We start from the raw sequence: 12,655 nt of genomic DNA, 5'->3' as shown, positions 1-12,655 counted from the left end.
CGACCTCCGTTCGGCGAGCGCGCCACAAGCCCCCCGTACGGTCAGGACGGGGCGTGCCCCGGAAAGGGGCGCGCCCTCCCGGGACGGCGGCCGGGAGGGCGGAGGGGGTCAGCCGTTGCGCGGGGTCGGGAACGCCGTGGGGCGGGAGTCGTCGCGGAGGGACGGGCTGCCCGCGGTGGGCTGGGTCGGCATGGCGCGGGCCGCCTGCACGGTGGGCACCGCGGTGACACCGGAACCGACGTTGACCGTGCGGGGGCCCGACGACTCCGTGGTCCGCTCGGTCTCGGCGGAGGCCGCCGCCTGCGCGGCCGCCCGGCGGGCGCCGTACCGGCGGTGCACCGCCTGCTTGGTGACCCCGAGCGCGGAGCCCACCGCGTCCCACGAGAAGCCCAGGGAGCGGTCGAAGTCCACGGCGGCCGTGACCAGGGTCTCGACGCTGTCCCGCAGCTCCTGCGCGAGGCGGACGGTCGGGGCGGGGGCGCGTCCGTAGACGACGAAGCCCGTGGAGGGGCCGGAGCGGCGCGGGCGGTAGACGTTGCCGAGCTGGGCGGTGAGCGTGCGCAGTGCGTCCACCTGCCGGCGGACCCGCTCGATGTCCCGCACCAGCAAGTGCAGGCTGGCCCGAGCCTGGGCGTCGTGGGTTGCGTGGTCGGCCATGAACAAGCCTCTCGAACCGGCGTGGAAAGGGAGGGACCCTGTCGGGGCCCGTGGTCAACTCTTCCTTGACCAACGCCGATCCGGTCCCCGGGTCACGGGCTGGGGCGCGGCGGCATATGCGTACGCCCCTGCGAGGGCCCCGCCGGACGGCACGGCCGCCCGCTCGGAACGTTCCTGCACGGCACGGCAGGTGTCCCGGACGCGGCGCCCTGTCCCTGCGTCCGCGGCGGAGGGCCGCCCCATAGACTGGTGCGTCGCCCGAACCGTTCCCGCCCGAGAGGTCCTCCGCACCCCATGAGGCTCGTCTTCGCCGGCACCCCCGAGGTCGCCGTTCCCGCACTGGACGCTCTTCTCTCCTCCGGGCGGCACGAGGTCGCCGCCGTCGTCACGCGGCCCGACGCGCCCGCCGGACGCGGCCGCAGGCTGGTCGCCTCGCCGGTCGCCGAGCGGGCGGAGGAGGCCGGCGTCGAGGTGCTGAAGCCGGGCAGGCCGAAGGACCCCGACTTCCTCGAGCGGCTCCGGCAGATCGCCCCCGACTGCTGCCCCGTCGTCGCCTACGGCGCCCTGCTGCCCCGCGTCGCCCTCGACATCCCCGCCCACGGCTGGGTCAACCTGCACTTCTCGCTGCTGCCCGCCTGGCGCGGCGCCGCCCCCGTGCAGCACGCCATCATGGCGGGCGACGAGATCACCGGCGCCAGCACCTTCCTCATCGAGGAGGGGCTGGATTCCGGGCCCGTCTACGGCACCGTCACCGAGGAGATCCGTCCCACCGACACCAGCGGCGATCTGCTCACCCGGCTGGCCCTCGCCGGTTCCGGACTGCTCGCGGCGACGATGGACGGCATCGAGGACGGCACGCTGAAGGCCGTGCCGCAGCCCGCCGACGGCGTCAGCCTGGCCCCCAAGGTCAACGTCGAGGACGCGCGCGTGGACTGGCGGTCCCCGGCGCTGCGCGTCGACCGGGTGGTGCGCGGCTGCACGCCCGCGCCCGGCGCCTGGACCACCTTCCGCGGCGAGCGGCTGAAGATCGTCCAGGCCGCGCCCGTACCGGACCGCACCGACCTGACGCCCGGCCGGCTGTCCGCCGGGAAGAACAACGTGTACGTCGGGACCGGTTCGTACGCCGTGGAGCTGCTGTGGGTGCAGGCCCAGGGCAAGAAGCCGATGCGCGCCGCGGACTGGGCGCGCGGGGTGCGGATCGCGGCCGGGGAGACCCTCGGCGACTGAAGCCCCGGCTTCCGCCCGGCGTACGCCGTAGGCTGGAGCGCGCACGCCCACCCACATCCGGAGCACCTTTTTCGTGAGCGACCAGCCCCGTCGGCCCCGCAGGCCCGCCAAGCCCTACCGCCGTCCCCAGAAGGACCCCGTCCGCATCCTCGCCTTCGAGGCGCTGCGGGCCGTGGACGAGCGCGACGCGTACGCCAACCTCGTCCTGCCCCCGCTGCTGCGCAAGGCGCGCGAGAGCGAGGGACCCGAGAAGTTCGACGCCCGGGACGCGGCGCTGGCCACCGAGCTGGTGTACGGCACCCTGCGCCGCCAGGGCACGTACGACGCCGTCATCGCGGCCTGCGTCGACCGGCCGCTGCGCGAGGTGGACCCGCCGGTGCTGGACGTGCTGAGCCTCGGCGCGCACCAGCTCCTCGGCACGCGGATCCCGACGCACGCCGCCGTGTCCGCCACCGTGGAACTGGCCCGGGTGGTGCTCGGCGACGGGCGCGCCAAGTTCGTCAACGCCGTCCTGCGCAAGATCGCGCAGGACGACCTGGACGGCTGGCTGGAGCGGGTCGCGCCGCCGTACGACGAGGACCCGGAGGACCATCTCGCCGTCGTGCACTCCCACCCGCGCTGGATGGTCTCCGCGCTGTGGGACTCTCTCGGCGGCGGACGCGCCGGCGTCGAGGAACTGCTGCGCGCCGACAACGAGCGGCCCGAGGTGACGCTGGTCGCCCGTCCCGGGCGGGCCACCACCGACGAGCTGCTGGCCGAGGAGGCCGCCGTCCCCGGCCGTTGGTCCCCGTACGCGGTGCGGCTCACCGAGGGCGGGGAGCCCGGCGCGGTCCCGGCGGTCGCCGAGGGGCGGGCCGGGGTCCAGGACGAGGGCAGCCAGCTGGTGGCGCTCGCCCTCGCGGCGGCGCCCGTCGAGGGGCCGGACCGGCGGTGGCTGGACGCGTGCGCGGGGCCCGGCGGCAAGGCGGCGCTGCTCGGCGCGCTCGCCGCCGAACGCGGGGCCGTGCTGCTCGCCTCCGAGAAGCAGCCGCACCGGGCGGGCCTGGTCGCCAGGGCGCTGGCCGGGAACCCCGGCCCGTACCAGGTGGTCACCGCCGACGGGACGCGTCCGCCGTGGCGGCCCGGCAGCTTCGACCGGGTGCTGGTCGACGTGCCGTGCACCGGTCTCGGCGCCCTGCGCCGGCGGCCCGAGGCGCGGTGGCGGCGCCGCCCGGAGGACCTGGACGGCTTCGCGCCCCTCCAGCGCGGGCTGCTGCGGACCGCCCTGGAGTCCGTGCGGGTCGGCGGCGTCGTCGGCTACGCGACCTGCTCACCGCACCTCGCGGAGACGCGCGCCGTGGTGGCGGACCTCCTCAAGCAGTTCCCGGACACCGAGCTGATCGACGCCCGCCCCCTCCTCCCCGGCGTCCCCGGCCTCGGCGACGGCCCCGACATCCAGCTCTGGCCTCACCTCCACGGCACCGACGCGATGTACCTCGCCTTGATCCGCCGCACGGCCTGACCCCGGGGACAGCAGGCGCCCCCGGCCCGCCCGCCACGGAGGGCTCCCGCGCGCGGAGCGGCGTCCGCGGGGCGGGGACCGGTGGGTCCCGGGTGCCCTCGCGCCGGGGCCGGCCCGCCACGGGACCTTCGCGTCGAGACGGCCCCGGGCCGACGTCTTCGGGCCCCCGCCGCGACGGCGCCCGAGCTGCCGGGGGGCGGCCGTCGGGCCGGCGACGCCGTGGGTGACGGGTTCGGGCGGGACCGTCCGCCGCGGGGCGGTGGCGTGGATCTCCTCGTCACCGCCCCCCACCAGCGGGCGGCCGTCGGGCTCGGCACGCCGTGGGTGACGGCTCCGGGCGGTTCCGGCCGACACGGGGCGGCGGCGCGGATCTCCGTGTCCTCGCCCCCCGTTGACCAGTCCCCGGACGCTTCGCACCGCCGCGCGGCGCAGCGCATACGCTTGGGGCATGGCCCCGCAGATCAGTCCCAGCATCCTGTCCGCCGACTTCGCCCGGCTCGCCGAGGAGGCGAAGGCCGTGGAGGGAGCCGACTGGCTCCACGTCGACGTGATGGACAACCACTTCGTGCCGAACCTGACGCTCGGCGTGCCGGTCGTGGAGTCGCTCGCCCGTGCCACGGACACGCCGCTGGACTGCCATCTGATGATCGAGGCGCCCGACCGCTGGGCGCCGCAGTACGTGGAGGCGGGGGCGGGTTCCGTCACCTTCCACGTGGAGGCGGCCACCGCGCCCGTCCGGCTCGCCCGGGAGATCCGCGCCAAGGGCGCCCGCGCCTCGATGGCGCTGCGGCCGGCGACGCCGGTCGAGCCGTACGAGGATCTGCTGCCCGAGCTGGACATGCTGCTGATCATGACGGTTGAACCGGGCTTCGGCGGGCAGGCGTTCCTCGACATCATGCTGCCGAAGATCCGCCGCACCCGTGAGCTGATCGCCAAGCACGGTCTGGAGCTGTGGCTGCAGGTCGACGGCGGTGTGTCGGCCTCGACCATCGAGCAGTGCGCCGACGCCGGAGCGGACGTCTTCGTCGCGGGTTCCGCCGTGTACGGCGCGTCGGACCCGGCCGAGGCGGTCCGTGCCCTGCGCAAGCAGGCGGAGGCGGCGACGGCCAAGGCGTCGTGGTCGTCCGAACACTGAGCGTCATGTATGTGAACGGCGGTCAGCAGGGCTGATCGACAGCGCCGGATCTGCAAGGATGAACGGCGAGTCCAGAGCGTGAACAGCAGTGAGGAGATCGCCGTGTCGGGTATGTCGGCGGGCCGGTCAGCCATGCGGATGGGACCCGCTGAGCTGGTGCAGGCGGCGGCCATGGCCCGCCGCTTCTACCTCGAGGGGAAGTCCAAGATCCAGATCGCCGAGGAGTTCGGCGTCAGCCGCTTCAAGGTGGCCAGGGTCCTGGAGACCGCCCTCGAGCGGGATCTGGTGCGCATCGAGATCCGCGTGCCCGCCGAGCTGGACGCCGAGCGCTCGGACGCGCTCCGAGCCCGCTACGGCCTGCGGCACGCCGTCGTGGTCGAGTCCCCGGCCGAGGCCGAGGAGACGCCCGACCCCGAGAACCTGGGAGAGGTGGCCGCCGACCTGCTCGGCGAGCTGGTCAACGAAGGGGACGTACTGGGTCTCGCCTGGGGGCGTTCCACCATCCACATGGCGGCGGCCCTGGACCGGCTGCCGCCCTGCACGGTCGTCCAGCTGACCGGCGTGTACGACGCGGGCACGGCGGAACGCGGCTCGGTCGAGGCCGTGCGCCGCGCCGCGCAGGTGTCGGGCGGCGACGCCCACCCCATCTACGCGCCGATGCTGCTGCCGGACGTCGCCACGGCGGAGGCGCTGCGCCACCAGACGGGCATCGCCCGGGCCTTCGAGTACTTCGACAAGGTCACCGTCGCCTGCGTGTCCATCGGCTCCTGGGAGCCGGGCATCTCCACGGTGCACGACATGCTCAGCGACGAGGAGCGGGCGCACTACGCCTCCCTCGGCGTCGCCGCCGAGATGTCCGCGCACCTCTTCGACGCCGAGGGCCGCCGGATCGGCCGCGACCTGGGCGAGCGGTGCATCACCGTCAAGACCGACCAGCTGCGCAAGGTGCCCGAGGTCGTCGCCATCGCCGGCGGACAGCGCAAGGGGCCGGCGATCGACGCGGTGCTGCGCTCCGGCCTCGTCACCAGCCTGGTGACCGACACCTCGGCCGCCGACTACCTGATGACCGCCGGACCCGCCCCGCGCTCCGCCCTCAACCGCGCGGACCCCGACGGCCCCTGACGGTGTGTGGGACCGGGAGGGGACCGGCGGCATCGGCCGCAGACCGCGGTGAAGGGCCCTCCTCCCGCCTCCCGTGACCTGCCCGCCGCTCGCCCTGCCGACGGGTCGCTCGGCCGCCGGCGACGAGGGCGGGGCGCCGGCGCGGACCGAAGCGCTGCCCGCCGAGGCCCGGCGCACCCTGGAGCTCATCGACGAGGGCGGCCCCTTCCCGTACGAGCGGGACGGCGCCGTGTCCGGCGGCTTCGAGGGGCTGCTGCCCCAGCACGACCGGAGCCACTCCCACGACCACGAGTGCACGGCGCCCCCACGCCCGGCTCCCACGACCGGGGCGTCCGGCGCGCCGTCACCGGCCGGAACGGCGGGACGTGCCGCGCCGACGGCCACCGCGCGGCATCCGCGGCGGTACGGAGATGACCCACGGCCTCACCGGCGGGCTCGTCGTCCCCCTCGGCCTCGACGGGGTGACCGACGAGACGGGCCTGACGGGCCGCCGCGCCCGCGCGCTCGGCCTGCCCGACCGGTCCGGGCGCGACCGGGACGCCCTCGCGCACCCCTTCGCCGGCCGCGCCGTCCGGCCCGGAGCCGCGGTCGAGCGCGGGCTGCCGCTCGTCGTCCGCGGCCGGCGGGCCCGCGCGGACGCCCCCGGCGACGGGCGACCGCCCAGGAGGTGTTCGCCGAGGCCGTGGGAGGCGCCACGCCGCCCACCGTGGCGCCCGCCGTTGGAGGATCCGCCGAGCACCTCGCCGACCGGGCTGGACGATCCGACCGGAGCTGACGTCACGGTCACCGTGGGAGAATGAAGTACGTGCTCTTCCCCCTGGCTGACCTGTCCGGGGGCCGCCTCTGATCGACTGGGATGTGCAGCACGTGCGTTTCCTCAACGACATCCAGCCCCCGCACGACCTGACGTACGACGACGTCTTCATGGTGCCGAGCCGCTCCGCGGTCGGCTCGCGGCAGGGTGTGGACCTCAGCTCGCCCGACGGCACGGGCACCACCATCCCGCTCGTCGTCGCCAACATGACCGCCATCGCCGGCCGCCGCATGGCCGAGACGGTCGCCCGGCGCGGCGGACTGGTCGTCATCCCGCAGGACATCCCGATCGAGGTCGTCGCCGAGGTCGTCTCCTGGGTGAAGGGCCGCCACCTGGTGCTGGACACCCCGATCGTGCTGGCCCCGCACCAGACCGTCGCCGACGCGCTGTCCCTGCTGCCCAAGCGGGCGCACAACGCGGGCGTGGTCGTCGACGAGGAGCACCGGCCGGTCGGCGTGGTCACCGACGCCGACCTGACCGGCGTGGACCGCTTCACCCAGCTCGACGAGGTCATGTCCAAGGACCTGATCCTCCTCGACGCCGACAGGGACCCGCGCGAGGCCTTCCACACCCTCGACGGCGCCAACCGCCGCTACGCGCCCGCCGTGGACCGCGACGGCCGCCTCGCGGGCATCCTCACCCGCAAGGGCGCCCTGCGCGCCACCCTGTACACGCCGGCCACCGACGACCGGGGGCGGCTGCGCATCGCCGCCGCCGTCGGGATCAACGGCGACGTGGCCGGCAAGGCCAAGCAGCTCCTCGAGGCGGGCGTCGACACCCTCGTCATCGACACCGCGCACGGCCACCAGGAGTCGATGATCAACGCCGTGCGGCTGGTGCGCGGACTCGACCCGCAGGTCCCGGTCGTCGCCGGCAACATCGTCTCCGCCGAGGGCGTCCGCGACCTCGTCGAGGCCGGCGCGGACATCGTCAAGGTCGGTGTCGGCCCCGGCGCCATGTGCACCACCCGGATGATGACCGGCGTCGGCCGGCCGCAGTTCTCCGCGGTGCTGGAGTGCGCCGCCGAGGCGAAGAAGTACGGCAGGCACGTCTGGGCCGACGGCGGTGTCCGCCACCCGCGCGACGTGGCCATGGCCCTCGCGGCCGGGGCGTCCAACGTGATGATCGGCTCGTGGTTCGCCGGCACCTACGAGTCCCCGGGCGACCTCCAGCACGACGCGGACGGCCGCCCCTACAAGGAGTCCTTCGGCATGGCGTCCGCCCGCGCCGTGCGCAACCGCACCTCCGAGGAGTCCGCCTACGACCGCGCCCGCAAGGCGCTGTTCGAGGAGGGCATCTCCACCTCCCGCATGTTCCTCGACCCGGAGCGCCCCGGCGTCGAGGACCTGATCGACTCGATCGTCGCGGGCGTCCGTTCCTCCTGCACCTACGCCGGCGCCGCCACGCTGGAGGAGTTCGCCGAGAAGGCCGTCGTCGGCGTCCAGAGCGCGGCCGGCTACGCCGAGGGCAAGCCGCTGCACGCCAGCTGGAACTGACCCACCCGGTGAGGCGGGTGTGGAACGGGCCACACGGCCGGCGCAACGAACATCCGCCTCACCTCGAGGAACGCAATGATCGTGCGGTGGTGCGCAAGGTTGCTGCATTTCAGCAGCAACGACAAACCTCGTAGGGTTACGCGCTGTACGTGTGCGGCGGGGACCCCGCTCGACGGGTCCCGGCTGTCGCGGGGCGCCGTCGGTCCCCGGCCGCGGAAGACCGGCAGCGATCAAGGAGTCAGCGCGTGCTCGACCATGGCGCACCCCCGCACGACGGCGGCCCAGCCGCCCCGCAGCCCCAGGGCGCGGGCATGCGTCTGATGCGCCGCAAGCCAGTGGAACGCCTGGTCGCCGAAGGTGGCCAGGGTGAGGGCGGCACCCTGCGCCGCTCCCTCGGGCTGTGGCAGCTGACCATGATCAGCATCGGCGCCACCCTCGGCACGGGCATCTTCGTCGTCCTCGGCGAGGCCGTGCCGAAGGCCGGTCCCGCGGTCACGCTCTCCTTCGTCATCGCCGGTCTGACGGCCCTCTTCTCCGCCCTCTCCTACGCGGAGCTGGCCGGCACCATCCCGGTCTCCGGCTCCTCCTACTCGTATGCGTACGCAACGATGGGCGAACTGATCGCCTGGGTCTGCGGCTGGTGCCTGATGCTGGAGTACGGCGTCTCGGTCGCCGCCGTCGCGGTCGGCTGGGGGGAGTACCTCAACGAACTCCTCGACGGCACCATCGGCGTCACCCTGCCCGCCGCGCTCTCCGCCCCGCCCGGCGACGGTGGCGTCTTCAACCTGCCGGCGCTGGTCGTCGTGCTGCTGGCCATGGCGTTCCTGCTGGGCGGCGCCCGCGAGTCCGCCCGCGCCAACACCGTGATGGTCGTCGTCAAGGTCGGCGCGCTGGTGCTGTTCTGCGTCATCGGCGTCCAGGGCTTCCGCTCCGGCAACTACGAGAACTTCATGCCGCTCGGCATGGCCGGCGTCAGCGCCGCCGGGGCCACCCTGTTCTTCTCCTACATCGGCTTCGACGCCGCCTCCACCGCAGGCGAGGAGGCGAAGAACGCCCAGCGCGACCTGCCCCGCGCCATCCTGCTGTCCCTCGCCGTCATCACCGCGCTGTACGTCCTGGTCGCCGCCGTCGCCGTGGGCGCCAAGCCGTGGCGGCGGTTCACCGACTCCGAGGCCGACCTCGCCCAGATCATGCGCGAGGTCACCGGCCAGGACTTCTGGGGCACCCTGCTGGCGTTCTGCGCCGTCATCGCCATCGCCAGCGTCGTGCTCACCGTGCTCTACGGCCAGACCCGCATCCTGTTCGCCATGTCCCGCGACGGGCTGGTGCCCAAGGTGTTCGCCAGGGTCAGCCCGCGCACCGGCACCCCCCGCGCCAACACCCTGATCGTCTCCCTGTTCTGCGGTGTGCTCGCCGCCGCCGTCCCGCTCGGCCAGCTCGCCGACGCCACCAGCATCGGCACCCTCTTCGCCTTCGCGCTGGTCAACGTCGCCGTGGTGGTGCTGCGCCGCAGCCGCCCCGACATGCCGCGCTCCTTCCGGGTCCCGCTGTCCCCGCTGCTGCCCGCCCTCGGCTTCGGCTTCTGCCTGTGGATGATGGGCAGCCTGTCCACCGTCACCTGGATCGTCTTCGGCGTCTGGATGGCCGTCGGGCTCGTGTTCTACTTCCTCTACGGCTACCGCCGCTCCCGGCTCGCCGCCCCCGCCCCATCAGAAGCGAAGTGAACCACCCGCAGTGCTGAACGATCTCGACGAACGCATCGTGCACGCCCTCGCCGAGGACGCCCGTCGCTCCTTCGCGGACATCGGCCAGCTCGTCGGCCTCTCCGCGCCCGCCGTCAAACGGCGCGTGGACCGGCTGCGCGCGACCGGGGCCATCACCGGATTCACCGTACGGGTGGACCCCGCCGCCCTGGGCTGGGAGACGGAGGGGTTCGTCGAGATCTACTGCCGCAGCAACACGTCCCCGGAGACCATCCAGCGGGGTCTGGAGCGGTACCAGGAGGTCGTCGCCGCCTCCACCGTGACCGGGGACGCGGACGCCATCGCCCAGGTCTTCGCCTCCGACATGCGGCACTTCGAACGGGTGCTGGAGCGCATCGCCGGTGAGCCGTTCGTCGAGCGGACCAAGTCCGTGCTGGTGCTGTCGCCGCTGCTGCGGCGGTTCTCGTCCGGCTCGCCCGGGTGAGGGGCACCGCACGGGCGTGGCCCGGGCTCGTGCGGCAGCCCTCCGACGCCGGTTCTGCGACCGGTGAGCCCGGGGGCGGATCCTGGAATGCGAGGGTGCGCCGACGGGCGGAGGACTACCCTCGGAGTATGACCTGGCGACATTGATCCACGCGTAGTGCCTCCCGAGGGCCGCCGCGGGCGCCGTTCGACCTCAGCGTCCGGTGTCCGAACCGCCCTTCCGGGAAGGCCTCATGACTCCCACGCCCACGCGTGCCGTCGACGTGCGCGTGCGTCGGCTGACGACCACGCTGTACGGCTACTCGTTCCTCGAAGAATTCGTTCTGCTGTACCCGGTGTACGCGCTGCTGTTCAGCGACGCCGGGCTGTCCGTGTGGCAGATCTCGTCCCTGTTCGCCCTGTGGTCCGTCACGGCCGTGCTGCTGGAGGTTCCCTCCGGGGCGTGGGCCGACGCGGTGTCGCGGCGGCTGCTGCTGGTCGTCGGTCCGCTGCTGACGGGGGCCGGGTTCGCCCTGTGGGTGCTCGTGCCGTCGTACGCCGCCTTCGCGGTGGGGTTCGTGCTGTGGGGGACCGGCGGGGCGCTGAGCTCGGGTGCGCTGGAGGCTCTCGTCTACGACGAGCTGGAGCGGGCCGGGGCGTCGGACCGGTACGCCCGTGTGCTGGGGCGGGCGCGGGCGGCGGGGCTGGTCGCCGTGATGGCGGCGATGGGGCTGGCCGGGCCGGTGCTGGCGTGGGGCGGGCACGCGGCTGTGGGGGCGGCGAGTGTGCTGGTGTGCTTGTCGACCTCGGTCACGGCGCTGCGGTTTTCCGAGCATCGGGTCGCGGGGGGCGTGCAGCGGGGATGGGCCGCGGCTCTGCGGGCCGGGCTGGGCGGGGCACGGCGCGACCGGTCCGTGCGGGGCGCTCTGCTCCTGGTGCCGGCGGTGGCGGCGGTGTGGGGTGCGTTGGACGAGTACACACCGCTGCTGGTGCGGGAGACGGGGGTCGCGGATGTGGCCGTGCCGTGGGTGCTGCTGGTGGTCTGGGGCGGGGCCACGGCGGGGAGCTTGCTGGCGGGGGAGGGGGAGCGGTTCGGTACGGGCGGGCTCGCTCTGCTGCTGGGAGGGGGTGGGGTCGCTCTGGCGGTGGGCGCTGTTGCCGGGACCGTGCCGGGACTGCTGCTGGTCGCCGCCGCGTTCGGTGCGTTCCAGGCGGCGACGGTGCTGGCGGAGGCGCGCCTGCAGCACCGGATCGAGGCGACGGGGCGGGCGACGCTGACGTCGGTCGCGGGGCTGGGGACCGAAGTGGTGACGCTGACGGTGTTCGCGGGGTACGCGGTGATCGCGTCGGGCCACGGGCACGGTGCGGCGTTCGCGGTGGCGGCGGTGCCGTACATGGTGCTGGCGGCGGGGCTGCTCGTGGTGCGGAGGCGGCGGGCGGTGTAGCGCTCCGCGGGCATGCGTGCCTCCCCCGTCGCCCCTGGGAACTCCCAGGGGCGACGGGGGAGGGGGAGCACGACGGCACCTCGTGAGCGCCGGGCTGCGCACACCCCCGGCCACACCGACGCCCCCGCGCAACGAATCGCCGCGAACGGCGGTTCACACGCAACGACCGGCACACCGGTGCGCAACGGCTTCTCCTTGTCCGGCGAAGCCACGCGACCGTACCTTCATGGGTGACCCCCCAACCCCCGCCTTCCCGGTGAGGATCACCCATGCGCATCGCCCTGCTCCAGAGCTCCGGCAGTCCTGGCCACGTCGCCGAGAACCTCGAGGTTCTCGACGAGGCCGCCGGACGTGCGGCCGCCGCGGGCGCGGGACTGCTGGTGACCTCCGAGCTGTTCCTCACGGGATACGCCATCGGCGACGATCTGGGACGTCTCGCCGAGCCGGCCGACGGCGACGCGGCCGACGCGGTCGCCGAGACCGCCGGCCGTCACGGCCTCGCCGTCGCCTACGGCTACCCCGAGCGCGCCGGCGACACGGTGTACAACTCCGTCCAGCTCGTCGTCCCCGACGGCACCCGTCTCGCGAACTACCGCAAGACCCACCTCTACGGCCGCTTCGAGCACGACCACTTCACCCCGGGCGTGGACACGGTCGTGCAGGCCGAGCTGAACGGCCTCACCGTCGGCCTGGTGATCTGCTACGACGTGGAGTTCCCGGAGAACGTCCGCGCCCACGCCCTCGCCGGCACCGACCTGCTGCTGGCGCCCACGGCCCTGCTGCACCCGTACCAGTTCGTCGCCGAGTCCGTGGTGCCCGTGCGGGCCTTCGAGAGCCAGCTGTACATCGCGTACGTCAACCGGGTCGGCCGGGAAGGCGCGTTCGAGTTCGTGGGGCTGTCCGCGCTGGCCGGGCCCGACGGGCTCGCCCGCGCCCGCGCCGGCCGCGGTGAGGAACTGCTCCTCGCCGACGCCGACCCGGCGCTTCTCGCCGCGTCCCGCGAGGACAACCCGTATCTGCGGGACCGCCGGCCCGGTCTCTACGGGTCCCTCGTCTGATCCGCTCTTCCGGTTCCACCCCTGCAAGGAGTCCG

11 protein-coding genes are annotated in these 12,655 nt (G+C 74.2%); 10 read left to right on the top strand and 1 reads right to left on the bottom strand.

The window, feature by feature from the left end:
* Nucleotides 1–108: 108 nt before the first annotated feature.
* Nucleotides 109–657, bottom strand: a complete 549-nt coding sequence (locus ACWH4W_RS26710) for a hypothetical protein (RefSeq protein ID WP_473078390.1) — start codon at nt 655–657, stop codon at nt 109–111.
* A gap of 294 nt (nt 658–951) precedes the next feature.
* Between ACWH4W_RS26710 and fmt the strand changes: the two genes are divergently transcribed.
* From fmt to ACWH4W_RS26660, 10 genes are all read left to right on the top strand, one after another.
* The gene (gene fmt / locus ACWH4W_RS26705; RefSeq protein ID WP_473078389.1) at nt 952–1,884 is read left to right on the top strand and encodes a methionyl-tRNA formyltransferase; all 933 of its coding nucleotides are present in this window, start codon (nt 952–954) and stop codon (nt 1,882–1,884) included.
* A gap of 73 nt (nt 1,885–1,957) precedes the next feature.
* A complete protein-coding gene (locus tag ACWH4W_RS26700; RefSeq protein WP_473078388.1) occupies nt 1,958–3,385 on the top strand; it encodes an RsmB/NOP family class I SAM-dependent RNA methyltransferase in 1,428 nt (475 codons plus the stop codon).
* A 448-nt stretch (nt 3,386–3,833) separates the two neighbouring features.
* Nucleotides 3,834–4,520: a ribulose-phosphate 3-epimerase gene (rpe, locus tag ACWH4W_RS26695; RefSeq protein WP_473078387.1), complete on the top strand. Its 687-nt coding sequence runs from the start codon at nt 3,834–3,836 to the stop codon at nt 4,518–4,520.
* A 78-nt stretch (nt 4,521–4,598) separates the two neighbouring features.
* Nucleotides 4,599–5,642 carry a sugar-binding transcriptional regulator gene (locus ACWH4W_RS26690; RefSeq protein ID WP_473078386.1) on the top strand — a complete coding sequence of 348 codons (1,044 nt, stop codon included), beginning with the start codon at nt 4,599–4,601 and terminating at the stop codon, nt 5,640–5,642.
* A gap of 410 nt (nt 5,643–6,052) precedes the next feature.
* On the top strand, nt 6,053–6,442 hold the full coding sequence (locus ACWH4W_RS26685) for a barstar family protein (RefSeq protein WP_473078385.1): 390 nt from the start codon (nt 6,053–6,055) through the stop codon (nt 6,440–6,442).
* 67 nt (nt 6,443–6,509) lie between these two features.
* The gene (locus ACWH4W_RS26680; protein ID WP_473079270.1) at nt 6,510–7,952 is read left to right on the top strand and encodes a GuaB1 family IMP dehydrogenase-related protein; all 1,443 of its coding nucleotides are present in this window, start codon (nt 6,510–6,512) and stop codon (nt 7,950–7,952) included.
* Nucleotides 7,953–8,197: 245 nt separating this feature from the next.
* Nucleotides 8,198–9,676, top strand: a complete 1,479-nt coding sequence (locus ACWH4W_RS26675) for an amino acid permease (RefSeq protein WP_473078384.1) — start codon at nt 8,198–8,200, stop codon at nt 9,674–9,676.
* Between the two features lie 10 nt (nt 9,677–9,686).
* Nucleotides 9,687–10,139, top strand: coding sequence for an Lrp/AsnC family transcriptional regulator (locus tag ACWH4W_RS26670; protein ID WP_473078383.1), 453 nt, complete (start codon nt 9,687–9,689; stop codon nt 10,137–10,139).
* Between the two features lie 232 nt (nt 10,140–10,371).
* Nucleotides 10,372–11,562, top strand: a complete 1,191-nt coding sequence (locus ACWH4W_RS26665) for an MFS transporter (protein ID WP_473078382.1) — start codon at nt 10,372–10,374, stop codon at nt 11,560–11,562.
* A 269-nt stretch (nt 11,563–11,831) separates the two neighbouring features.
* On the top strand, nt 11,832–12,620 hold the full coding sequence (locus ACWH4W_RS26660) for a carbon-nitrogen hydrolase family protein (protein ID WP_473078381.1): 789 nt from the start codon (nt 11,832–11,834) through the stop codon (nt 12,618–12,620).
* Nucleotides 12,621–12,655: the final 35 nt, after the last annotated feature.

Source organism: Streptomyces sp. DSM 120436 (genome assembly GCF_055778765.1).
Note: the sequence above shows the minus strand (reverse complement) of the source record. Positions and strands in the feature narration are given on the sequence as shown.